Source organism: Paenibacillus sp. GXUN7292, assembly GCF_050864975.1.
Lineage (GTDB): Bacteria > Bacillota > Bacilli > Paenibacillales > Paenibacillaceae > Pristimantibacillus.
In genome coordinates this window covers 1-23,123 of the sequence record NZ_JBOZWO010000003.1, presented here as the reverse complement: position 1 = coordinate 23,123, position 23,123 = coordinate 1, and the positions used below count along the sequence as shown (strand labels likewise).

The 23,123-nt window shown below is 43.7% G+C and carries 22 protein-coding genes; 10 read left to right on the top strand and 12 right to left on the bottom strand.

What is annotated here, in order from left to right:
- Positions 1–62: 62 nt before the first annotated feature.
- Complete coding sequence (locus tag ACRRU2_RS04520) at positions 63–863, bottom strand: AraC family transcriptional regulator (RefSeq protein ID WP_432500114.1); 801 nt, start codon at positions 861–863, stop codon at positions 63–65.
- Positions 864–1,001: 138 nt separating this feature from the next.
- Between ACRRU2_RS04520 and ACRRU2_RS04515 the strand changes: the two genes are divergently transcribed.
- The 3 genes from ACRRU2_RS04515 (at position 1,002) to ACRRU2_RS04505 (ending at position 4,928) form a co-directional block, all read left to right on the top strand.
- Entirely contained in the window at positions 1,002–1,775 is a 774-nt protein-coding gene (locus ACRRU2_RS04515; protein ID WP_432500113.1) for a phytanoyl-CoA dioxygenase family protein, read from the top strand.
- 289 nt (positions 1,776–2,064) lie between these two features.
- Positions 2,065–2,874, top strand: a complete 810-nt coding sequence (locus ACRRU2_RS04510) for a methyl-accepting chemotaxis protein (RefSeq protein WP_432500112.1) — start codon at positions 2,065–2,067, stop codon at positions 2,872–2,874.
- Positions 2,875–3,197: 323 nt separating this feature from the next.
- Positions 3,198–4,928 (top strand): protoglobin domain-containing protein, encoded by a 1,731-nt coding sequence (locus ACRRU2_RS04505; RefSeq protein ID WP_432500111.1) that lies wholly within the window; start codon positions 3,198–3,200, stop codon positions 4,926–4,928.
- An 87-nt stretch (positions 4,929–5,015) separates the two neighbouring features.
- Here the strand turns inward: ACRRU2_RS04505 and ACRRU2_RS04500 are convergent, their stop codons facing one another.
- Positions 5,016–5,465, bottom strand: coding sequence for an Rrf2 family transcriptional regulator (locus tag ACRRU2_RS04500; RefSeq protein WP_331699756.1), 450 nt, complete (start codon positions 5,463–5,465; stop codon positions 5,016–5,018).
- A 289-nt stretch (positions 5,466–5,754) separates the two neighbouring features.
- On the opposite strand from ACRRU2_RS04500, the gene hmpA reads away from it, so the two are divergent.
- On the top strand, positions 5,755–6,966 hold the full coding sequence (hmpA, locus tag ACRRU2_RS04495; protein WP_432500110.1) for an NO-inducible flavohemoprotein: 1,212 nt from the start codon (positions 5,755–5,757) through the stop codon (positions 6,964–6,966).
- Between the two features lie 81 nt (positions 6,967–7,047).
- On the opposite strand, the gene ACRRU2_RS04490 is transcribed toward hmpA, so the two are convergent.
- Positions 7,048–7,809 carry an exodeoxyribonuclease III gene (locus ACRRU2_RS04490; protein WP_432500270.1) on the bottom strand — a complete coding sequence of 254 codons (762 nt, stop codon included), beginning with the start codon at positions 7,807–7,809 and terminating at the stop codon, positions 7,048–7,050.
- 40 nt (positions 7,810–7,849) lie between these two features.
- Positions 7,850–8,758: an AraC family transcriptional regulator gene (locus ACRRU2_RS04485; RefSeq protein ID WP_331699753.1), complete on the bottom strand. Its 909-nt coding sequence runs from the start codon at positions 8,756–8,758 to the stop codon at positions 7,850–7,852.
- Between the two features lie 128 nt (positions 8,759–8,886).
- Here ACRRU2_RS04485 and ACRRU2_RS04480 point away from each other — a divergent pair, with 128 nt between their 5' ends.
- From ACRRU2_RS04480 to ACRRU2_RS04465, 4 genes are all read left to right on the top strand, one after another.
- Positions 8,887–9,189 (top strand): DUF3243 domain-containing protein, encoded by a 303-nt coding sequence (locus tag ACRRU2_RS04480; RefSeq protein ID WP_331699752.1) that lies wholly within the window; start codon positions 8,887–8,889, stop codon positions 9,187–9,189.
- Positions 9,190–9,524: 335 nt separating this feature from the next.
- Positions 9,525–10,235, top strand: coding sequence for a PIG-L deacetylase family protein (locus ACRRU2_RS04475; RefSeq protein ID WP_432500109.1), 711 nt, complete (start codon positions 9,525–9,527; stop codon positions 10,233–10,235).
- A 286-nt stretch (positions 10,236–10,521) separates the two neighbouring features.
- Complete coding sequence (locus tag ACRRU2_RS04470; RefSeq protein ID WP_432500107.1) at positions 10,522–11,472, top strand: glucosamine-6-phosphate isomerase; 951 nt, start codon at positions 10,522–10,524, stop codon at positions 11,470–11,472.
- A gap of 552 nt (positions 11,473–12,024) precedes the next feature.
- The gene (locus ACRRU2_RS04465; RefSeq protein WP_432500268.1) at positions 12,025–13,170 is read left to right on the top strand and encodes a 5-methyltetrahydropteroyltriglutamate--homocysteine S-methyltransferase; all 1,146 of its coding nucleotides are present in this window, start codon (positions 12,025–12,027) and stop codon (positions 13,168–13,170) included.
- A 318-nt stretch (positions 13,171–13,488) separates the two neighbouring features.
- Here ACRRU2_RS04465 and ACRRU2_RS04460 read toward each other — a convergent pair whose 3' ends face one another.
- The 5 genes from ACRRU2_RS04460 to ACRRU2_RS04440 form a co-directional block, all read right to left on the bottom strand.
- Entirely contained in the window at positions 13,489–14,637 is a 1,149-nt protein-coding gene (locus ACRRU2_RS04460; protein WP_432500106.1) for a VanZ family protein, read from the bottom strand.
- An 89-nt stretch (positions 14,638–14,726) separates the two neighbouring features.
- Entirely contained in the window at positions 14,727–15,641 is a 915-nt protein-coding gene (gene hemH, locus ACRRU2_RS04455; protein ID WP_432500105.1) for a ferrochelatase, read from the bottom strand.
- Between the two features lie 24 nt (positions 15,642–15,665).
- Entirely contained in the window at positions 15,666–16,649 is a 984-nt protein-coding gene (locus ACRRU2_RS04450; RefSeq protein ID WP_432500104.1) for an ABC transporter substrate-binding protein, read from the bottom strand.
- 31 nt (positions 16,650–16,680) lie between these two features.
- Positions 16,681–17,472 (bottom strand): heme ABC transporter ATP-binding protein, encoded by a 792-nt coding sequence (locus ACRRU2_RS04445; RefSeq protein ID WP_331699743.1) that lies wholly within the window; start codon positions 17,470–17,472, stop codon positions 16,681–16,683.
- The gene (locus tag ACRRU2_RS04440) at positions 17,469–18,572 is read right to left on the bottom strand and encodes a FecCD family ABC transporter permease (protein ID WP_331699742.1); all 1,104 of its coding nucleotides are present in this window, start codon (positions 18,570–18,572) and stop codon (positions 17,469–17,471) included. The genes ACRRU2_RS04445 and ACRRU2_RS04440 overlap by 4 nt, the downstream gene beginning before the upstream one ends.
- 202 nt (positions 18,573–18,774) lie before the next feature.
- Between ACRRU2_RS04440 and ACRRU2_RS04435 the strand changes: the two genes are divergently transcribed.
- A complete protein-coding gene (locus tag ACRRU2_RS04435; RefSeq protein ID WP_432500103.1) occupies positions 18,775–20,421 on the top strand; it encodes a hypothetical protein in 1,647 nt (548 codons plus the stop codon).
- A gap of 82 nt (positions 20,422–20,503) precedes the next feature.
- On the opposite strand, the gene ACRRU2_RS04430 is transcribed toward ACRRU2_RS04435, so the two are convergent.
- Positions 20,504–21,676, bottom strand: coding sequence for an MFS transporter (locus ACRRU2_RS04430; protein ID WP_331699740.1), 1,173 nt, complete (start codon positions 21,674–21,676; stop codon positions 20,504–20,506).
- A 213-nt stretch (positions 21,677–21,889) separates the two neighbouring features.
- On the opposite strand from ACRRU2_RS04430, the gene ACRRU2_RS04425 reads away from it, so the two are divergent.
- A complete protein-coding gene (locus ACRRU2_RS04425; RefSeq protein WP_331699739.1) occupies positions 21,890–22,534 on the top strand; it encodes a DedA family protein in 645 nt (214 codons plus the stop codon).
- Positions 22,535–22,589: 55 nt separating this feature from the next.
- Here the strand turns inward: ACRRU2_RS04425 and ACRRU2_RS04420 are convergent, their stop codons facing one another.
- Both ACRRU2_RS04420 and ACRRU2_RS04415 read right to left on the bottom strand, forming a co-directional pair.
- On the bottom strand, positions 22,590–22,904 hold the full coding sequence (locus tag ACRRU2_RS04420; RefSeq protein ID WP_432500102.1) for a hypothetical protein: 315 nt from the start codon (positions 22,902–22,904) through the stop codon (positions 22,590–22,592).
- Positions 22,897–23,123 (bottom strand): hypothetical protein (locus ACRRU2_RS04415; protein WP_432500101.1); only part of this gene is annotated, 227 nt, incomplete at its 5' end. The genes ACRRU2_RS04415 and ACRRU2_RS04420, both read right to left, overlap by 8 nt.

The window sequence follows — 23,123 nt, the reverse complement described above, 5'->3', positions numbered from 1 at the left end:
CTGTACAAGGATTGAAGGCGCTGGGGATTGTTCCAGCGTCTTTCATCGTTCTTTATGCTTTTTCAAATTTGATATGTTTTTCGAAATTGCGAAGGGCTAACGCCGTAACGCTTTTTAAATACCCGGCTTAAGTAAAAGCCGTTCTGATAACCGCACTGCTGCGCAATATTGTCCAAATTAAGCTCAGAGTTGATCAATAAGCTCTGGGCTTTTTGCATGCGGATCCCTGTCAAATAGATGATAGGGGTTACTCCCATGCTAGCTTGAAAGCGTCGGGAAAATTGCGACTGGCTAAGCGCCGCTTGATCGGCAAGCTCCTGCAGCGATAAAGGCTCAAACGCATGATTTTGCAAATGGCTGACGGCTTTGCGAACGATAGGATCCTTGGCGGCAACAAGATTTGCAGATTCCTGGTGCTGATGTTCAATGATGTACAAATATAAAATATCCCGTAACAGATGCTGCTTATGAATCCAATGGTGTGGCATGTCTATATCAGAAAATTCGCGGATTAAAGAATAAATAGTAGAGTAGCGGTCAATGCGGTGAAATGAAATCTTCCCGCGCGGAATAGTGGCAAGTAAACGCTGCACCTCCTCGTTCATATCCCCCCAATGAAATTCAATGAACAGGAACGATAACTGTTCTAGCGCGCGCCTCTCTAACGGTACACCAGGCGGACAAAGGATGATATCGCCGAATTTCGCAATGCCATTTTCTTTACCGAGCCTATACTCAAATCTGCCCTCGTCAGCCGCCAGTATAACCCAATTGTCATACGTATCCTCTGATAACATAAAAAAGCGTTTTGTATTCGTTTGATACCATCGGATTAGATGAATGCGCATCAGCTGCTCCAACATAGTAGGAAGCTCCCTTCGACACAAAAAAGGATATGTAAATTGATTATAAACTGCATGTTAATCAAGCTGAGTCAATAATATGATTATATCAAGGATGCAGAAAAAATATATATTCTTTTTAAGAAGAGGAGTGCCAACATGAAAATCTCTACCTTTTTAACAGATGCCCAGCTAAAAGATTATAAGGAAAATGGATACCTTGTCCTTCGCAATGTATTTTCACCAGAGGAAGCCGCAGTATGGCAGAAGGAATGTGAAAGACTGCTTACGTTAAACGAATATTTGGATCCGAATAACCTGCGTGTAAATTACCGTAAATTAAATGACCGCAATATTATCGAGAAAATCGACCCTGTTCAGGATATATCGAGTGTTTTCCAAAAACTTGAGAAGGATGAGCGGATACTTACTCCATTGCGTGATATTTATATGGACGAACCGCTGTTGTTCAAAGATAAGCTGATATTTAAGCTGCCTGGCGTGTCCGGTTATACGATGCATCAGGATGCTTCATGGTGGCAGGGCTTTCCGATTGAAGGACTGATCTCGGTTATGGTGGCGATTGACGGGGCTACCGAGGAAAACGGCGGGCTTGAGCTGTTCCCTGGCTATCATGACCGCTTCCGGTCAACAATTGGCGAGCTGCGCAATATGAACGATGAGGAAATTGCAGAGATCGATGCGTCCAAAGGGGAGATTGTGGAAACCCAACCTGGAGATATTATTATATTCCATTCGTTTGCTCCGCATCAAAGCGGACCGAATACAGCGAATACGAGCAGAAGACAGCTATATTTGACCTATTCCCCAGCTAAAAACGGCCAGCTGTATCATGCCCATTATCAGCACTACTGCCGGTATATCAGCCATATGAGAATCCAAAACGATATGCCAGAAATGTACTTTAAATGATAAGGAATAGGAAAAGGGAGCATCTCCGTTAAAGGGGAGGCTTCTTTTTTTTGAAATAGAGGCATCTTTATGCCCACAATTAACCAAATCGGACATAAATGTCCCTTAGCTGATGAAAATGGCGAAAAAAAAATAATAACGGACATTTATTAAGGAAGCTGTCAGCCACCTATGCTAGACCTAGTGCAGAAGGCTTAAACTTTTTATTGCGGCATAAAGGGTTCAAGCAAATGTTGTCGAATGATGTAATATAATATCCATTAATATGTAAAGCGACAGGAGGAAAATAATGAATAAGTTAGAGGCATTTATACAAGCGGCGCCTTACTTGAAACAGCTTTACAGAGACGAGGAAGTTATGATTGCGGTTTCGGATCTCGAGAAATACATTTACTTTGACGCTGATCCTTCTATGCAAATGACTGAGGCCGGAGCAGCAGTTATCCCCGGTGATGGCATGTACGAAGCGATTCAGGATAACGAGACCAAATATATCGAGGTGCCAAAAGAGGTGCGAGGCACTCCGTTTATAGCGGTAACGATTCCGGTTATTGATATTGAAGGAGAGGTTATAGGAGGATTTGGCGTCGGCAGGTCTACGGCTAAAAAAGAAGCGCTTATAGATGCCGCTACTAATCTGGCAGCATCTTTGGAGCAAATTTCTGTATCAGTTACCGATATTGCAGACAAGGCGCAATCCTTGACAAAAACACAAGAAAACACAGGCGACCTAATGAAGCAAATGAGCGAGCATGCTAAGAAAACGGGAGAGATAAGCCAGCTTATTGTGGAGATTGCAGATCAGACTCACTTGCTTGGACTCAATGCAGCTATAGAAGCAGCTAGAGCGGGTGATCAAGGACGCGGCTTTGGTGTAGTCGCCAATGAAATTCGCAAGCTTGCCCAGCACAGCAGAGATGCTGTGAAAAATATTGAAAGCAGCTTGGAAGCTATCAATCAATCGCTGGCAACAGTAGTTGAACAGGTTACTGAAAGCACGCTCATGATTCAGTCGCAAGCGGCCGCTACGCAAGAGGTAACCGCTAGTGTTGAGGAATTGAACTCAATGTCTCAGTCTCTGGTAGATATGGCAAACTAGTTTTCCAGTTGTACATAGAATGGATGCTTTTACTATAAGCGATGCAATATTTATGCACAGGCATGAATGTTGCATCGTTTGTTCCATATAAGCAGGAATAGGTTTTCTCCTTAACGAGGGCCGGTGAAGCTATTTATTTTTATGTAAGAAGCATTTTATGAAAAATGACAAGATGTGACAGGAAATGCTTGTGAATCAATTCGTACAATGTTACTATCGAGTAAATTCATATTAAATTCATATATTGAAAAATGATAGATACCAGAAGCCTTTGTTGTTAACTTTATCTGCAGCATTGACTGGACATAAGGGAGCGGAAAAGCATGAGCCTATTTGGAAAAAAGCCACAGTCATGGAATTCTTACATAAGCCATTCCAAATCAACAGACATTTCGGGGATTGACGAACGCATTAAAGCGAGTCTCAATTTTATGGGGATAGATAAAAATGTATTGCAGCAAGTGAAAAAAGCAGCAGAAATTTTAGCTCCGCATCGTTCTGAGCTCGTGAATCATTTTTATGGCGCGGTTACTAACGTCGACCATTTGAAATCTATCATTAATAATCATTCCACGGTCGAACGCCTTAGAAAAACGATGGAAAAATATTTGGACCAATTTCTGCAAGCAGAAGTAAACGAGGATTATGTTAAAACAAGAGTCATCGTAGGTCATGTACATAGCCGCATTCACTTAACGGCAGATCATTTTATATCCGCGCATCACTTTTTGCTGCAATTAATGACAACTTTGATCATGCAGAATATGCATGGCAATCCGCATCAGATGATTCAATCCGTTATGGCTGTACAGAAGCTTGCTGCATTTGACCAGCAGCTAATCGTTGAGGTTTATATGGAAGAGACGTTAAAAACATTTTTGTTCAGCGTCTCCGATACGGTTAACAATATGACACAGCTGGATACGACAAAGCAGCTGATTCTTGCTATGGAACAGCAGCTTGATGAGAGCCTTAGCGTGACTAGCGCGACGGAGCAAATGAGCGCATCGATTCAAGAGGTTGCTGAGCATTCCTCCAGAGTAGCTGACGGTACAGGGGATGCTGTTGAATCTGCTGAGCTGAGCCAGCGTGTTATCGGACAGGCATTGGGCAATATTGAGCAGGTAGGGCAAGTATACGGAGAAGTGCTTGAGCAGGTCAGCCAGCTTAATAAGGAGATTGAACAAACACAGGATGTCGTCAATATTATTAGAGAAATTTCCGATCAGACGAATTTATTGGCTTTGAATGCGAGCATTGAAGCTGCCAGAGCAGGAGAAGAGGGCAGGGGCTTTGCAATCGTCGCTGCTGAAGTACGTAAGCTTTCCGAGCATACTAGAGAGCAGATTACTCAGATTACAGCGAATATGGAATCTTTGAAAGCTGCCTCCGATCAAGTGAATAGCAAGATGATTCGTACGAGAGCGATAATGGAAAGCGGTGTCAATGATGCCAAGTCTGCTGGACAAGAGCTGCAAATGATTGTCGCGACGATGAAGGAAATTAATCAGTCCACGACTCAAATCGCGGCTATGACAGAGGAACAGGCATCTTCGGTCGCTGATATTGCGCATCGCAATTCGATTATTCATGATCTGAGCTCACACTCTCAGGAAATTGCATTGGAAACTGCAAAGATGATCTACGATTTAAGTGAGCAGATTGATAAGTACCGACTAACCTTCCTTAACATTAATATAAAAATGAATGCGAAGGATATTGTTAAAATCGCTAAAACCGACCATCTGCTATGGAAGTGGAGAGTATACAATATGCTGCTCGGCTTAACGAAGCTTGATGTCACGAGGGCATCCTCCCATACAGCCTGCAGACTGGGCAGGTGGTATTATAGCGAGCTGCCAGAAACGATTAAAAGCCAGCCTGTTTATAAGCAATTGGAGAAGCCGCATCAAATGGTGCATCAATATGCTCTAGAAGCTGTCGAGCAGTATGAGCAGGGGCAGCATAATGAAGCTCAAAACACGTTAGTAAAGCTTCAACAGCAATCAAATGAAGTTATTGAGCTGCTGAACAAGCTGGAATTGGAGCTCTAGCAACAGCGATTATACAAAAAGGACGCAAGCAAAAGCGGATCAGCTTTTGCTTGCGTCTTTTTTTTTTGTTGGGAGGGAAACATCTTTTTATAGTTTAGAAGAGCGCAAGCCCATCAGTTCAAGCAGCTGATCCTGATTGAGCACGAGATCAGCAAGCGAATATTGATCTAGTACATTCAAATAGGCGCGCAAAGCTTCGTTCAGTACAGACTTAAGCCGGCAGGCAGGGCTGAGGATGCAGCTGTTTTTCGTTCGATCAAAGCATTCGACCATAACGAATCCCTCTTCGGTTTGCCTTACAACACTTCCGATATTGATATCCTTTGGGGAGCGAGCCAGCCGGATGCCGCCGCCGCGTCCTCGTATCGTTTCAACTAATTCTAACTTACCTAGCTGATAGATGACCTTCATCAAGTGATTTTTTGAGATGTCATAGGCATCCGCAATTTCTTTGATATTAGATAATTGATCCTGAGGCTTGATCGCTAAGTAAATTAATACACGCAAAGAATAGTCTGTGTAATTAGTTAAATGCATGCAGCAATTCACCCACTTTCGAAGCGGAAATTTTGATAATCCTTATAATTAATAAATTTTTGTGCAGAATATGGTCAGCGTTCAAGATACCGTACTTGCTTAATAATATCACATTCTGTGGAAACGGATTGAAAGGTTGTGCATCCATTAAATATTACAATATTGTGGAGATTTAAGCGAGTAAATGTGTCCATTTTTCAAAAGAAGTATTTTAAATATTGCTTTATGACACGCCAAATGATAAAAAGATGTATATATAATACTTCTTTAACCGAAAGGATGATCAAGCATGCTTAATTCTGAAACAATTGCAATCATTAAATCTACAGTGCCTGTACTGGAGGTTCATGGCAATGCTATAACGACTCGCTTTTATCAGCTATTGTTCGAAAATCATCCTGAGCTGCTGAATATATTTAATCATGCCAATCAGAAGCAAGGCAGACAACAAACTGCGCTTGCGAATGCTGTATATGCCGCTGCTAAAAATATCGATCAACTGGAAACTATTATCCCTGTTGTCAAACAGATCGGCCATAAGCACCGCAGTCTTGGCATTAAGGCAGAACATTACCCGATCGTAGGCAAGCATTTGCTTATGGCAATTAAAGATGTGCTTGGTGATGCTGCTACTGATGAGATTATTAATGCGTGGGCTGAAGCATATGGCGTTATTGCAGATGCGTTTATATCGGTAGAGCATGAAATGTATGTAGCCGCAGAGCAGCAAAAAGGCGGTTGGGCTGATTTTAGAACATTTGTTGTTTATAAAAAAGTAGAGGAAAGCAACGTCATCACTTCTTTTTATTTGAAGCCGGTTGATGGTCAAAGCATTGCAAGCTTTATTCCGGGACAGTATATCAGCGTCAAGGTGAACATTCCGGGAGATGATTATACGCATATTCGACAATACAGCTTGTCAGATGCACCCGGACAGGATTATTATCGGATCAGCGTTAAACGTGAGGATAGCTTAAACGATAAGCCAAATGGCAAGGTATCTACCTATTTGCATCAATATATAAAAGTAGGAGATACATTGGAAGTGAGCGCTCCAGCTGGCGATTTTGTACTGGATACTGAATCGAGCGAGCCGCTCGTCCTGCTTAGCGGAGGAGTTGGCTTAACGCCAATGATGAGTATGCTTAACACTACTCTTGCAAATCAGCCTGAGCGTAGCGTTTCCTTTGTTCACGCGGCAATTAGCGGAGAATACCAAGCATTTGGTGAATATGTGAAAGAGCTCGATAAACGCCATGATTCCTTGTCCGCCTATGTATGCTATGAAAAGCCGACAGCTGATGACATCGCGAAGCAGCAATATAATAAAGCAGGCTATATCGATTTGGAGTTTTTACAAGCAAATGTTGATAAGCAGTCTGTATTTTATGTTTGCGGCCCTGTACCATTCATGAAAGCTATGTATCAAGCCTTAAAGCAGTGGGGCGTGCAGGATAACAAAATTCATTATGAGTTTTTCGGTCCGGCAATGAGCATGTAACTTAAAATAATGAACTAGCATGATTTACGATAAAATTGACATTCAAACTGCTCAAGTTTGAATGTCAATTTTTATTTTGGATTAAGGGAGACGGTTCATTTCTAGAATAATCGGGCAATGATCGCTGCCCATTATCGCAGCGTCGATGCTGCTGTCAATAAGCTTGTCCTTAAGTCTGTCTGACGCTAGAAAATAGTCGATGCGCCAGCCGATATTTCGCTCTCGCACCTTTGCCATATAGGACCACCAAGTGTATGCGTCGGCAGTATCCGGATAGAAATAACGAAAAGTATCAATAAAGCCATGCTGCTGCAAGCGTGTCATTTTTTCACGTTCTTCATAAGTAAAGCCAGAGTTGCCAACGTTTGATTTAGCATTTTTCAGATCGATTTCCTGGTGGGCAACATTAAGGTCCCCGCATACGAGGACTGGCTTTTTTTGATCAAGCTGTATCAGATATTGTAAAAAACGGTCCTCCCATTCAAGTCGTACATCCAGTCTGGATAAGTCGCGTCTCGCATTAGGTGTATAAACATTTACCAAATAAAAGCCTTCAAATTCTAATGTAATAACTCTGCCCTCGGATTCATTATCTTCCTCAAGACCGTACCAGACGGATAAAGGTTTTATTTTTGAAAAAATGGCCGTACCTGAATAGCCTTTCTTCTCGGCATAATTCCAATACTGGTAATATTCCTCACTTAGCTGCAAATCAATCTGTCCTTTTTGAAGCTTCGTTTCTTGAAGACAGAATAAATCTGCCTGCATTTTGTTGAAATAATCGATAAAGCCTTTGTTGACACATGCTCTTAGTCCATTGACGTTCCAGGACACTAATTTGATGGTTGCATTCATTATAATAGCTCACTCTTTTTCATATCAATTATTGGATTGCTTTGCTTTTTGCAAAGACGGTACGTAAATATTCAGTGGGCGACATATGGATAATCGCTTTAAAATCTCTAGAAAAGCTGTGCACACTGCTGTACTTCAGCTTATTTGCAATTTCGGTTATCGTGTATTGCTCAGATCGAAGCAGCTGCTTGGCCTGTTCGATTTTGAGCTCGCGATAATAGCGCATAATGCTAATTCCTTGCTGCTCCTTGAATAAATTGAGCGCATGGCTTCTGCTGAGATGAAATGTTTTATAAATTTGCTCAAGCGTCAGATCGTCGCATATATGCTTTTTCATAAAGCTGCACATTTGCATGGCGAGATTCGCTTCACTTTTGGATTTAATGGCGCTGGATTGCCGTTTGACAGTTTTGGTGGGCTCATCGCCTTGGCTCAGCAGGTCAATCAGCAGCAGCTCAAGATGCAGTTTTATTAGCTGCTCAGCTCCAATGGGAGCATCATCTCGCCGATGCAGGGTATGATATAAATGATCGTCAAATGGAGGCTTGAAAGCGGCGAAGCCATTTTTAATAATTTGCGCAAGCAGCTCCTGCTGATAGGCAGTTAAGCTGACAATTTTATTTTCAAAAAACGCCATTTCCTTTGCTGTGCATACGAACGAAATAATAATGACATTAGGTGCAATTTTGTGATTTGCCCAAACACCGTGAAATTCATTCGGCTTATGAAAAATCATATCGCCTTGCTTCAGCAAATAGCCTTCCGTATCGGCGAATACAGCAAGCTCGCCTCGATCCACGTAAACAAATTCCCAAAAATCATGCTTTTCGCCTTCAAAAGAAAAATCTTTGGAAAATTCAAAGTAATGCAAGGAAACGATATGTTTAACTGGCAGAGGTTCGTAAAGCTTAGTGCGAATAAAAGCTGTATCCGACATATTAGGGAAACCTCCATGACATAGAATCAACCTCCATTATATCATACTGTCTTAGAAACAATTCCCACGGTTTTAATAATAAAACGAGTCAATACTATGTCCATAAATCATTAAGGAGTGATAAAAAAATGGATTTGCACAATAGTGTTCAGCAAGAACTTTCAAGCTTAGATGCAGAGGAAAAGGATCAAATTTTACAAAACTTTGATCACTTCAAGCAGTTTCTATCTTCTAAAGTAGAAATTGGCGAAAATATGGGTCTAAGTGATGAACACTTGGCTAAAGCAACAGAGTTTGTTGCCAGCTATTTGGCGAAGCATGAAGAGCCTCGCAACAGAGAAGAACAGCTGCTTATGGAGCTTTGGAAATCAGGCAGCAAGGAAGAGCAGCATTCTCTTGCCCACATGCTTTTGAACATGGTACAAAAGTAATTAATGTCAAGCAATAAGTATATTATATATGAGTATTACGCGGACAAGCAGCTAAATTTAGCTGCTTGTTTTTTTGGTTGCTTGGTTTCTGGTCTAGCTATCCGCTATGAATCATCTGCTTTCCAGCTGGTCAGTCGTTCCGTTTAGGCAAATAACGGAACGTGTGACCATGTTCGATTCAATTGGGCGACCGGCGGAATTGACTAACTTAAAGATTAGGCAAGTCGCCAAAATTTTCGGACTAATTGCTATTTTTTATGTACTTTTTGCTAAATCAATTGTCATAGGCAGCGCTTACAATGAAGGGAAACAGTAACATGACAGGAGGAGATTCGATGAATGTACTGGCAGTGGGCTGTCATCCGGATGATTTGGAAATCGGCTGCGGCGGGACACTCGCAAAGCTGTCTGCTGAAGGTCATAAGGTAACGATGGTGCATGTGGCAAATGGCAATAAAGGACATAAAGTTATCCCGACAGAAGAGCTTCGGTTGATGAGAAAACAAGAGGCTATTGCTGCGGGGAAGCTCATCGGCGCTGAAGTGATCAGCTTGGATGTTCCTGATTTATCGGTAAAATCCGATTCCGATGAATTGGTGCAAAAGCTTGTTCAAGTTATTAGACGAGTGAAGCCGGACTATATGATTACGCATCCGCCGGAAGATTATATGAAGGATCATATGGAAGTATCGAGGGCGGTGTTCGATGCTAGCTTTGCCGCAACGGTACCTTATTATGATGAAGCTTCAGGATTAGCTGAACATCATAAAGTAGCACCTATCTATTATATGGACACATTGGCGGGAGTCGGCTTTCTGCCGACGGAATATGTGGATATTTCCGATTATATTGAATTGAAAATACAAATGAATGATTGTCATCAAAGTCAAATAAAATGGCTGTACGAGCATGACGGCATTGATTTTTTGGATTTTGTGCGAACCGTATCCAAGTTTAGAGGCTTGCAATGCGGCAAGCCGTATGCGGAGGGCTTTACACAGTGCCAGGCATGGCCGAGATTGACGACAGTGCGTTTATTGCCATAAGAGCAAGCAATCGATATAAAAAATCAAATGAGGGTGTCGATTAATTGCGGGCAACGATTGATAAGCAATAAGAAAGGGGAACGAAGAGCAAGATTGGGAAATGGAGAAGCGGCAGCGTCCGCCTTTGTAGGCCAATTTTATCTTTTAAAGGGTTTAATTAAATCAATTGGACTACAACAGCGGTCGGAATCCCAAACTTGATCGTAGTAGCATTCTTTCGATTGCTTGTTGCCGTATCCACAATTAATCGTCACCTTCCAAATTCTAGTTAAGGGAGCGATTGAGAATGAATTTTGTTAATACAGTACAAGGCTCATTGCTTGAGGGCTTTTATCCGGCAGGCTGGGATATGGAAGCGATTGACCGCTGCTGCTCGCATCCTCCGGAAGCAATTACGGAGCGGCAATCGTTTTGGCATGCGGATTTTAACCCCATCTCCTGCAATAATGTGCAGGAGCTGAATGTACGGATGGGCCATGAAATTGCGATGCAAATTAAGAAAAATCGCGAGGAAGGCCGCAAAACAGCGCTTATTTTACCGGCCGGGCCAATGGGCATGTATGAATGGGCTGTATTTTTCCTGAAAGAATGGCAAATCAGCTGCTCGCATGTATATGGCTTCAACATGGATGAATGGAGCGACGGAGAGGGGAACACATTGCCGCCTGAGCATACAGGCTCCTTCCAATATGCGATGGAGCAGGCGTTTTATGGTCCGCTTGGCGACCTTACTGTTCCAGTCGAGCAAAGACATTTCGCAACCTTGGAGCAGCTGCCGACTTATGCGGAGAAAATTGCTGCACTGAAGGCAGAAGGTGCTGAGCTCGTTACGATATTCGGCATTGGCCGCGTTATGCATATTGCATTTTGGGAGCCGCAGTATGGCGGCGAATTCAGCAGCGATCAGGAATGGAAGCAGGCGACTCATCGCATCGGCGCTCAGCTGCATCCGCTTACCATCGAGCAAAATGCAATAACGAGCTTCAAGAGCCGCACTACATTAGTACCTTGCCGCGCCAATACGATTGGTCCGGGGCTGTTCCTTCAGTCGGATCGCATCATCGGCGGCTGCGATGGGGCGTTAAGCAGAGGCATGCAGTGGCAAGGACTGTCCTTGTGGACGACGCTCCGGCACGGGCCTAGCCGCTGGATCCCATCGAGCTTTATGCCTACATTGCCAGGCAAGTTGTTTTTCCTTGAAGAATTGGCAGGGCCACTGCAGCCTGGCATTAACTAAATAGGATGAACCGCCTTTCAAAAAGAAGGCGGTTTTTTGTTGTTATAAAAAATGGCTAACACTTTACAAAAACCGAGCAATGATGCTTCTAAGGGGTGCCACAAACGCTATTCGGGCAAAAATGACAGCTTGAATTTTCTAACGGTTGTTATTGCGCATAATTTCCCAAAAAGCACTGATTTTGCTCGAAAAAAGGGACAATAGCGCTCGTGGCAACCGTTAAATACTTAAATGAGCTAAAATAATCGAAATAGCATCGATGGCAACCGTTAGGCGATTTGAGCATCCGCGAAAGTCGAGTTACTAATTCAAAAAAATAGTATTATTGTTTGCGCAAGTATAGCAAAAAGCTATAACTGGATATAACATTTCGGACATACGCTATAGCAGCATAACCATGATATGTTTGTGTTAACATTTATAAAAATAAAGGCTGTTGAAAATAACGTTTGGATATTGTAACGAATGTCGGGAAGCTGCCGATTCATTTTGGGCAAAAATTTCTTTTTCAACAGTCGGAGATAAAAGGGATAGTGTAAAAAGGAGAGAACAATTATGTCCGGTGCATCAACGATAAGTAAACGAACAGATACTCCGTTTCGGTATGATATTGTAGGCAGTTTTTTACGGCCAGAGCCGTTAAAGATAGCTAGAGAGAAATATTTGAACAATGAAATAACAGAAGAGCAGCTTCGCGCGGTTGAAGATGTAGAAATTATTAAACTGATTGCAAAGCAAAAGCAAGCAGGCCTAAAAGCGGTAACCGATGGCGAGTTTAGACGGTCCTGGTGGCATCTTGATTTCATGTGGGGTTTTGCTGGCGTGGATAAGGTGCAGCTGGAAAGCGGCTACGTATTCAAAGGGGTGGTGACTCGAGCAGAAACAGCTAGATTATCATCCAAAATTAAGTTTTCAAACGAGCATCCATTTTTGGAGCATTTTGCGTTTCTTAAGGCGGCTGCAGGTGAAGAAGTAGTGGCGCGCCAAGCGATTCCAGCACCTGCGCAGCTTTTATTTGAATTGCTGCGAGTAGGTGACAATTTGCAAAGCACTTTAGCTGTGTATGACTCCATCGATGAGTTGATTGCCGATATAGGCGAAGCTTATCATCAAGCTATTTTAGCTTTTTATAACGCAGGCTGCCGCAGTTTGCAATTGGATGATACGACATGGGGCATATTATGTGATCCGAAAAATCGTGCCCGCATTGAAGAAAGCGGCGGCAATCTGGCCGAGACGCTTGCTCGTTCCGTCAAAGTAAATGAGCTGGCAACGAAAGATCTGCCAGAGGATCTTGTAATAACAACACATGTTTGCAGAGGCAACTTTAAGTCTACCTATTTGGCAACAGGCAGCTATGATGCGATTGCAGAAGCTTACTTTAGTCAAGCTAACTATGATGCTTTTTACTTGGAATTTGATACAGAGCGGGCTGGCAGCTTCGAAGTGCTGCAGAATTTGAAGGACCGTCATGTTGTACTAGGCATGATTTCTTCGAAAACGGGCGAGCTTGAGAATAAAGCAGCGATCATTGCCCGAATTCATGAGGCAGCGCAGTATGCAGATCTGGATCGTTTGTGCCTAAGCCCGCAGTGCGGCTTTGCCTCGACCGAGGAAGGCAATATTATTACAGAAGAAGAGCAGTGGAAAAAGATTGCGCTAGTGCGTGAAATTGCTGAAGCGGTGTGGCAACAATAAACAGGTCAACTGAATACAAATTAGATTGGGGAATAAAAAAATGGGAGCTTGTCATGTCTGAAGGGGACATAGGCAGGCTTCTTTTTTTGTATCCAAATTTGCATACATCAGAAGCTGGAAATCCTTGCATCAATAGCGATCGAGTAGGTTAATAGATTCTGTGACGCTATTTAGAGAAGCAACTTTAATCGTTGAACTGGCAGGTCAGAGGATTTGTAATTGTATCAGGCCGAAATGGAGAAGAGCTAGTCTGCTTCATAGCGCGGACCGGCTCTTTTTTAAGTTAATCGTCATCAGGACGGAAATTGTGGCACGGGGTCATCCTTTTCTCGTTGGTTTAATATCAGCGGCTTCGTCAAAGTAAAAGCGGCGCTTGCCTTTGCTTACCAGCACAATAATGCAATGAATGAGAAGAGTAAGACTTCCCAAAAAATAGATCGCAGCAACTCCCACCTGCATCCATACGGTCAGAATGTAATTATGCGAGCCTATCGGAAATTCGATTTGATTCAGCAATCCAAGCATTAGCGGTACTAGGTACACTGCATAAATAGCCAATGTTCGTTTAGCTAATTTTTTAGCTGTTGCAGCTTTGCTGTTATAACTGTCATATCTGAATTTCATAATAAAGCTCCCCAAGGTGTTGCCTTTCCATAGAACAGGAAGCACAAAAAACATAGCAATAAGTATGATCGAGTGAATAATGAAGCTCGAAAAGCCTGTATTTGGCGTAAATAGCTGAAGCAAAGTTGCAGCGAGCTGTATGACAATAAAGTCTATAAGCAAGGACAATAGAATGGCCATTGGCTTCACTTCATCCTGCTCAAGCAGCTCATTGGCTTTGGCTGCCACCTTTGCTCTAGAAGGGAAAAGTGCCAGGAAAATTGGAGCAGTGAAAAATCCAAAAATGCCCCCAGCCGTGTTCAGCATAAGATCGTCTACGTCAAAAATGCGGTATGCGCAGTTGTAAATGCCATAAATGCCAGTAGCTTGTGTAATTTCATAAAATAGCGTTAACCCGAAAGTAAGAAGCAGCGCTCTGGCCCAATACTTTTTTTCTTGAAAAAAGTAACGCAAGTAAATACCGAAAGGCATTAGCAGCAAAAAGTTAAAAAAGGCTTGCTGAAAAGCCGATTGCTTCAGTGCCCAAATATAAGTGGACGGCTGAGATAATATAATGCCGCTATCCTTCAGTGTATCTTTTACAAATTGAAAGGGCATTAGCGAGTAGGATTTGGCTCCAGGGGAAAGCAGAGCGCAAGTGTCTCGCGATTCCGGCAAAGGCAGCAATACCAGAAATAAAGCAGATAGAAAATAAAAGATAAAGGAAAAAGCAATCAGCGTTGTTGAAACCGACAAAAAGCCGAATTTGCGGTATGTATATATAAGCCAGGGAACAAACATCATGAATGCAATAATGATAAATACTAAAGCTGCCGTATAAATAGGCTGTGAATAAGCGCTCAACGTTCATCCTCATTTCATAATTGATACGCAGTTTAGCATAATGAAAATACGAGCCGCTGTCAATTAATGGCTCGTATTAATTGTTTATGTTATGGTTTCAGATGCTGCGCAACTATATCCTCAAGAACATCCATATAATCATCGGAATCATTTAGAAACTCAGCTGCTGCAAATTCAAGACCAAGCTCGGCCGCGTATTTCCCGCTTTCTACACGGCAATCGAAAAGCGCTTCAATGTTTTCCGTCATGGAAAGCAGGTCGCATATGACGACAGCAGTGCTGCCTTCAAGCATAGCGCTATTAATTACATGCTTTACATCAGGCTCCAGCCATTTTTGTCCTGGCGTTGCACTGCGATAAGCGGTTTTCCAATTAGTTAGTCCAAGCTTTGCGGCAATGGCCGCTGCCAGCTCATGAAATGCTGTTACATATTCTTGATTGGCATGCGGCAAGCCCGGCTGGCTATGGGCAGTAAAAATAACAGCAGCTGCAGCGCGATTAGCATGTGACAGCCAATTCAGCGCGGTTTGCAGGCGCCACGCCAATGCCTGAATAAGCCCTGCATGCAAATGCCAGCGTGAAATGAGCGTCAAAGGTATCTCCTGGCAGCTTGTTTGAATGGATTTTTTTATTTGCTGCTCATAAAACAAAGTACCTGTTCTGGAGAAGAGAGGGGATCCGGGCAAAGCTATAATTTTAGTCACCCCATCGCTGATCATTTGACTGATCGTTTCGGAAATAAACGGCGGTGTATGCTTCATCGCTGTGTATACCTTTATAGGCTGATGTGCCGCTTTGCGCTGCAATCTTTTTTCTAATGAATAAGCTTGCCTCGCTGTTACCGCTGCAAGCGGATCGGCAACCTGATAGTGGCGAAATTTACGCTCAGCCTCCTGCAGAATCACATCAGACGGCAGCCTTCCATGAAAAATATGGGTGTAAAAGGGCTGTAAATCATCAATAGATTGAAGCGCGCCATACGATAAAAGTACAATGCCTATCATTGCTTATTTTTCCCCCTTTCCGGGCTAGAAGCGATCAGGATGAAGCCATCTCGCCAGCTCCTGTAAGCTGTCCGTATTATAGCGGTTAGGATAAAACAACTGCTTGACCGTCATTATTTTAACGTTATTGCCCTTCACGGCTTTAAGCGTTTGCCAGCCAGGAGTATTGGTGATTTCGTCCAAATCCGCTGCATCGCCTTCCTTCCATTGAATAAGCAAAATATAATCGGGATCCGTTTTTATGATTTGCTCAATAGATGCTTTGGTAACCCGTGTAATGCCAAGCTCATCGGCACTGTGATTGGCCCCTGCCAGCTTTACGATTTCATAGGATATATTAGACGAGCCGATAAAATAAGGTCCAGTGCCCGGTCCAAGCGGAGAGATGACGAGTACCGAAGGCTTTGCAACTCCTTCCAGCTTTTGCTGAACTTCATCCACTTTTGCTTTCATTTCATCAATGATCTGCTTGGCGGAATCCTCCTCGCCTATCGCTTCTCCAATCCATGCATAGTTCGTCCATATATGTTCAAAGGTGTTCCACGCTGATAGTGACAGAATCGGAATGCCTGCTTTTTTTAAAAGCTGGTCTGCGTCCTGTTCGGCATTGTGGACCTTCGTCATAATAATCAAATCTGATTGGAAGGCTAGTACCTGTTCCGGATCGAGAGAGGCAGCGCTTGCTATTTTATGCTCGACCTTGCTCGCTTCTTCTGCCTGAAAAGCAAGAGCGGGATCAGTTGAGCTTTTAGGAATAACGGCTAAATGCTTGGCGCCGCTTATATCTAAAACAGCTTCTGCCGCATCCAGAGACAATGCCGCGATTCGTTGCGGCTGTTTTTCGATACGAACCTCCTCCCCTTGAACCGTTATCGTTTTAGGGAAGGAATTTTGTTGTACAATGGGCTTGCTGGTCGGATCAATTTCTATTTTGCTGCTTCCGCAGGCGCTTATTAAAACGAAAGAAAAACATACTGCCAAACTTATTACCAATTGAAATCTTTTCATTAATTATCCCTCCACATCATATATCCATGAATTAAAAAGGATTGCCAGCTTCTTTTAAAGCAGTTATTGCCGGAGCTGCCGTTTGAGAATCAAACTCGACATGAGCTTCTATCTGGTATGCACGACGAATGGTTGTTGGCGTCAGCACGTCAGAGGGAGGACCTTGGTGAAGGATGCAGCCATCGGTTAGCAGCAGTAATTCGTCGCAATATCTGGCAGCCAAGTTTAAATCATGCAAAGCGGCAATGGCGGTCATGCCTTGCCCTGTCAAATGGCGAATTAGCTCCAGAACACGCAGCTGGTGGCGAATATCCAGTGCCGATATCGGCTCATCCAGCAGTAAAAGCCGGGGCTGCTGCGTCAGCGCCTTAGCGATAAAAACCATTTGCCGCTGTCCACCTGATAAATTTGTTACCAGCCGTTCAGCTAGATGCAATGTATCGGTGAGCTGCATCGCCTGCTCTGCAATATCGTAGTCCTGCCCGTTTTCTCGGGCAAAACGCGACTTGAACGGATGCCTTCCCATGAGAACGATATGCTGCACGGAAAAATCAAAGTCGATATTCGTATTTTGCGGAACATATCCGATTATTTGTGCCAGTTCACGGGAGCGATAAGCTGTAATATGGCGATCTGCTATCTTAATTTGGCCCTCGTCATGCGCGGTGAATGCTGCTAATGAGCGCAGCAACGTTGATTTACCGCTGCCGTTAGGACCAATTAAACCAATGAATTGCCCGCGTCTTGCCTGGAAGGAAATGTCCTGAAGGATGAGCCGTTTATCGATTTGCACTTGCAGCTTTTCAACGCTAACGATTGTCATTCGGTTATCCCTCCGTTGCGGGCTCGCCATATTAATGCAATAAATAAAGGCGCCCCGATACATGCGCAAACTACGCCTACCTGTAAAGTGACAGGCTGTAAAATCATGCGCGACACCAAGTCAGCCAATATGAGAAAAATGGCTCCGCCAATTGCGCTCATCGGCAGCAAAAAACGATAGTCTGGCCCAATAAGGAGCCGTATCATATGCGGGACCACTAAACCGACAAAACTGATTATTCCGCTTACCGCAACTGCTGCTCCTGTCATGAGTGAAGTAAGTATTAACAATGTGAATCTTGTTCGTCTAACCGGAATGCCAGCGCTTGTTGCCTGCTCATCGCCAAGCAGCATCATGTTAAGATCACGGCTGTACATAATGGTAATAAGGCTGCCGAGAATAATCGGCATTGCGATGAGCTGCACATGCTCCCATGTGCGTGCTTCCAAGCCGCCCTGCAGCCAAAAAACAATGCTGCGCAGCTCCTGCTCGGTGTTGGAGCTTGCTACCATAATATTGATAAGTGCAGACAGCATGGCGTTAATGCCGATCCCGAGCAGCAGCAAGGTTGCAATTGATTTCAAGCGGCTGCTTTGCCATACGCCAAGAATTAGGAAAATCGCCGCAACCGCCCCAGCAAATGCGGATAATGGCACTGCCCACAAGCCTAGCGCGTTCCAGCCAAAAAACAACGCGCATACAGCTCCGACAGCTGCTCCGCTTGATACACCGACATAACCAGGTTCAACTAAGGGATTGCGGAAAAGCCCCTGCATCGCAGCTCCTGAAACGCCGAGTGCTGCGCCGACTAAGCCGCCTACAAGAACACGAGGCAGCCGTATCTGCAATACTATAAGCAGATCACGTTCAGAATAAGGAGCAGCCGCCGTAAGCCCAAGCTGTTTAGCCAGTATTGCCATCGTGTGGTGAAAAGGAATATTCACAGGCCCGATTGAACTGGCGAGCAGAATAGCGGCGAATAGGATAATAAACATAGCTAGGAATACAAATGAAAATTTTGTATTCCGCCATGCTTTTAGCTGTTGCAGGCGAACTGGCTCTTTAGCTTGATTATTTGGCGTGGTAGTGATGATGCCCATCGCTAAAATTCACCTCTCCTTGTCTTTTATGCAGAAAAAAGTTTACCCAATGCAACTGAGTTGTATTGTAGACACTAAGTTTCCTTATGTCAACAAAAAGATTGGCGAGTGATTTTTCATCCCGGGAATAATCTTTCACCTTGCAAATACTAGTAGCTGCCTATACAATCGACGGTAGACTACGATAGAGGGTGGGGAAGACATGTACATATCGAGAATGAAAGAAATTATAACTTATTGTGCCAATCGGGCCGGCAAGCTCGAAAAGCTTCCGAGCGGATTATGGCATCATCACGATATTCGCAATAACTTTTATGACGCTTCTTATTTATTTGCAGCTGCGCTGGATCACAGCATCGCTTTGGAGGTTGACCGGGAGCACGCTAAGCGGGAGGCTGAGCAGGTCATGCTGCAGGTGCTGCGGCTGCAGGATCGTCACAATGAGAGCGATACTTATGGACACTGGCCGCTGCGCCTTGAACCGAGTCCGGCTGAGGCGAAGGTTAATCCGCTGCCAGCGGAGCTGATGGGACTATTAATGGTTTATTTCTACAAAAGGTATAAGCAGGAGTTGTCTGCTGAGCTTCGAGCAGAATTTGAAGCGGCTTTTGAAACCTTGCGTAATAGCAGCTTCTACCGTGTGCCGCTGCACTATTATCATCATCACGAAGCTAAATATACAGCTGCTAAAATTATTTATGGCACTATTTTTAACGATAGCGGGCTGCTCAAGGATGGAGCAGAAAGCTTGAAAGCTACGTTAGAGCGAATAAAAAAAGTTGGCATGACCGAGTATGGCTGCTTGCCTTGGTTTTGGCATTGGGTGCAAGCTTTTACAAGCGCTTATGAAATTGCGGACGACGAGCGGCTTCGCAGCAAGCTGAAGGAAATGCTGGATTTTTTATGGGATACAAGGGCCGTCTTCTATTGGAAGGGAGCTTGGGTAGGTGCGCATTCCAGAGGCTTGCCGCATGATCTGCCGTCAGACGGCAATGTATTGTTTGATTATGTTCAATTCGGAGACTTTAGTTTCCCTGCTGATGTGCCTCGAGTAGAATATGCAGGATTTTTGTACGCAGAGGCGCCTGTCTATGCGATAGCAAAAGTAAATGAGCGCACATATCCGCATGAAGTGAAGCAGCTTGTGCCAGCCAAGCCGGAAGCTTCCAACTATGAAGTGCTGCACAGTTATGTTTACATGGATAAAAGCTTCACTGCAGGTGGAATGTGGGAGCGGGCTGTTGAATTTGATAATGAGCAGCATCGCTGGAGCATTACGCTGCCGGCAAGTGGCGACGGCTTAGCTAATCGCGTGTACTTCTTCCATCCTGGCGTTCATTTTGGCGGTGTGGAATCGAATGACTGGAGACACCAAAGCAATATAGAACAGATTGTTATGCATAAAGGCGCGGTGCTGGCTTTGTATCCGATTGCAGATAATGAGGCTGATCATATAATCGGCTGCTTGCCGAAAGGAACTTGGTTGTTCGAGGAGAAGGCGATGTACGGCCAGTGCGGCGATGTCTATATTGCGGTTCATTTGCAGCAAAGCTATACAGCAGAGGAGCGAAGCGTCGCTTGGAGAATTGTCAGCCAAGGCAGCAGCAACGGAGCAGCTGTCGAAGCAATCAGCTTGGAGGAAGCTGCCAAGCAAGGCATTGCAAACCTGGAGCAATTTGCTGCTGCGCAAAGGCAGAAGCCAGCTGTATTTGCCGGAGGGCACGGAGCTGAATATCGTACGCTTGCTAATGATAGGCTTGAACTTAGATTAAATGAAGAAATGAATCAATTCCACAGCATCGTTAATGAGCAAGAAGTGAGCTTTGAAGCGTATCGTGTAAATGTATAAGGAATGACAAATTGGCAAGGGCTGCCTCAATGGTTCGTATACGACCAATGAAGGCAGCCCTTGTATTGTAAACGCGCCCTTCCTAAGGATGGCGGAGACGTTTATCCTTGCGTTCACGATTTTGAAGCCGCCATACGAGCAAGCCGAAAATTAGAGTTGAGAGGACAGCGATAATAGCATTGTATAAAAAGACGTTGCGCAGGCCAAAGCTTGTAATCGCAATCCCTCCCGCAAGGCTCCCGATAATTCTCGCTACTCCGAGATTGAGCAGGCCGTTGAACGTTTGACCGCTTGCCTTCAACTCCTTTGGCACCTCACGATTAATATAGGCAGCCATCGTGACGGTCAGGACAATAAACATCGCGCCATGCAGGAGCTGGACAGGCAGCGCCCATAAAGGCGACTGTATCGAATAAAACAAAATCCAACGCAATGTAGTCGCAATCGCCGCAGCTATTAAAATATAATGAATTTTTACCCGTTTAAAAATTTTATCAGCAAAAAGCAGAAAAGGCACTTCGGCAAGTGAAGAAATAACCATCGACCAGCCGAGCAGCACATTGTCTCCGCCCAGCTCACGGAAATAGATAGGGAAGAATGAATAATAAAAACCTAGCGTAATTTGTAAAATAAAATTAAAACCAAGGTAGAGCATCAGCTTGTAATTTTTTAAAATAACTCCAATGGACATGCCTTTTCCTTTTGTCTGATGCCCAGCAACATGTGGAAATTTAAGCACAAGCAGGAAGCACAGCGCCATTATGCTTGCATAGATTGGAAACATCGAGCCAAGCTGTCGTTCGGCAATGAATCCAAACACAAGCGACATAATCGCAAAGCCAAAGGTTCCGCCCATTCGGATATGCCCAAAATTGCCTGTGCGAAGCTTATCGATCGCTTCAAGCGTAATCGTATCGCTAATAGCAAATATAGAGGTTTGAAATAAAGTGAATATGCAGATGACTGCGACAACGTAAGGAAATGCCGTCGACAGCGGAACGAATAGCATAGCTGCGGCGCTGCCGACGATCAACAGCAGCAAAATCATATTTTTCGAACGTGCGCGGTCGCTCATTGCTCCCCAGAACGGCTGTGCCAGCATGGCGATAAAAGGGCCGAAGCTGAGAATGGTGCCGATTTGCATAGGTGTAAAGCCTATATCATTAAAGTAGACAGGAACAAAAGTAGAATAGATAGCATGTCCGGCATAAATAAAAATATAATATAATAGAAAATAGCGTAAATTTATATTCATTTCTGGCAGCACTCCGCAACGTTTACATTCTTAATTTTTAAAAAAAGTGGAACAAATTCATCTGTTTGTCCGTATATATGTCGTTAAGTATATCATAGTTGAAAGACGGAAATAGCCGGATATAAGGGATAATTTACAATTATTTTTCTACGAGGCTGGAATGGGCTATAATAATGAGGCGTTCTATAACTACTAATGAATTGAGGTACCAGAATGGAAATTATAAAAAACTTAATAAGCTTTATCATACATATTGACAAGCATCTTGTTGAAATTATTGATATGTTCGGCAACTGGTCGTATGCCATTTTATTTTTAATCGTTTTTGTGGAAACAGGAGTCGTTATTTTTCCGTTCTTGCCTGGGGATTCGCTGCTGTTTGCGAGCGGAGCATTTGCTGCGCAAGGAGCTTTTAATCTAGGGATTCTTATGCTGGTGTTTTTCGCAGCTGCCGTGATTGGCGACACAGTCAATTATCATATCGGAAAAAAGGTCGGAACGGTGATCAGGCCGGATACATGGTTCGGCAAGCTTATTAATCAAGAAAAAATGGACAAGGCAGAAGCTTTCTTCAATAAGCATGGCGGCAAAACGATCATTATTGCCCGCTTTATGCCTTTTATCCGCACATTTGCCCCATTTGTTGCAGGGGCCAGCCGGATGAACTACCGCTATTTTATAGCTTACAACATCATTGGCGCAGTTATTTGGGTAGGCCTGTGTACGACCGCCGGCTACTATTTTGGCAATATACCCGTTATCAAAAATAATTTTTCGACCGTTCTGCTGCTTATCATCTTTGTTTCAGTGCTACCAGCAATCATCGCCTTTCTAAAGGAAAAGTTCAAGAAGAAATAAAGCACTCGCCTTTATGAAAATAAAGCCTTGCTCTGTTTGAAGAGAGCAAGGCTTTTTACTGATCTGACGTTCCATCATACGAGAGACGAAGCCCGGCACAAAACTCAGTACGCAGCTCAGCAGCTCTATGTATATACAAACCATATGTATACGAAGAATCATACATAATCGGCGGCGCTTCCTCCAAACGGCTCAATGTATATGAAAATTCATACACAATACGCTGAAATGCCCCAAAAACCCCAAATGTATATGAAAAACCATACACAATCGGCAGCGCTTCCTCCAAACGGCTCAATGTATATGAAAATTCATACACAATACGCTGAAATGTTCCAAAAACCTCAATTGTATATGTAAAATCATACACAACCAGTCGGCGCTTCCTCCAAACGGCTCAATGTATATGAAAATTCATACACAATACGCTGAAATGCCCCAAAAACCCCAAATGTATATGAAAAACCATACACAATCGGCGGCGCTTCCTCCAAACGGCTCAATGTATATGAAAATTCATACACAATACGCTGAAAAGCCCCAAAAACCCCAAATGTATATGAAAAACCATACACAATCGGCGGAGCTT

Coding starts and splice junctions, on each gene's coding strand:
- ACRRU2_RS04520 (WP_432500114.1), bottom strand. CDS start 863: ATGTTGGAGCAGCTGATGCGCATTCATCTAATCCGATGGTATCAAACG.
- ACRRU2_RS04515 (WP_432500113.1), top strand. CDS start 1,002: ATGAAAATCTCTACCTTTTTAACAGATGCCCAGCTAAAAGATTATAAG.
- ACRRU2_RS04510 (WP_432500112.1), top strand. CDS start 2,065: ATGAATAAGTTAGAGGCATTTATACAAGCGGCGCCTTACTTGAAACAG.
- ACRRU2_RS04505 (WP_432500111.1), top strand. CDS start 3,198: ATGAGCCTATTTGGAAAAAAGCCACAGTCATGGAATTCTTACATAAGC.
- ACRRU2_RS04500 (WP_331699756.1), bottom strand. CDS start 5,465: ATGCATTTAACTAATTACACAGACTATTCTTTGCGTGTATTAATTTAC.
- hmpA (WP_432500110.1), top strand. CDS start 5,755: ATGCTTAATTCTGAAACAATTGCAATCATTAAATCTACAGTGCCTGTA.
- ACRRU2_RS04485 (WP_331699753.1), bottom strand. CDS start 8,758: ATGTCGGATACAGCTTTTATTCGCACTAAGCTTTACGAACCTCTGCCA.
- ACRRU2_RS04480 (WP_331699752.1), top strand. CDS start 8,887: ATGGATTTGCACAATAGTGTTCAGCAAGAACTTTCAAGCTTAGATGCA.
- ACRRU2_RS04475 (WP_432500109.1), top strand. CDS start 9,525: ATGAATGTACTGGCAGTGGGCTGTCATCCGGATGATTTGGAAATCGGC.
- ACRRU2_RS04470 (WP_432500107.1), top strand. CDS start 10,522: ATGAATTTTGTTAATACAGTACAAGGCTCATTGCTTGAGGGCTTTTAT.
- hemH (WP_432500105.1), bottom strand. CDS start 15,641: ATGATAGGCATTGTACTTTTATCGTATGGCGCGCTTCAATCTATTGAT.
- ACRRU2_RS04450 (WP_432500104.1), bottom strand. CDS start 16,649: ATGAAAAGATTTCAATTGGTAATAAGTTTGGCAGTATGTTTTTCTTTC.
- ACRRU2_RS04445 (WP_331699743.1), bottom strand. CDS start 17,472: ATGACAATCGTTAGCGTTGAAAAGCTGCAAGTGCAAATCGATAAACGG.
- ACRRU2_RS04440 (WP_331699742.1), bottom strand. CDS start 18,572: ATGGGCATCATCACTACCACGCCAAATAATCAAGCTAAAGAGCCAGTT.
- ACRRU2_RS04435 (WP_432500103.1), top strand. CDS start 18,775: ATGTACATATCGAGAATGAAAGAAATTATAACTTATTGTGCCAATCGG.
- ACRRU2_RS04430 (WP_331699740.1), bottom strand. CDS start 21,676: ATGAATATAAATTTACGCTATTTTCTATTATATTATATTTTTATTTAT.
- ACRRU2_RS04425 (WP_331699739.1), top strand. CDS start 21,890: ATGGAAATTATAAAAAACTTAATAAGCTTTATCATACATATTGACAAG.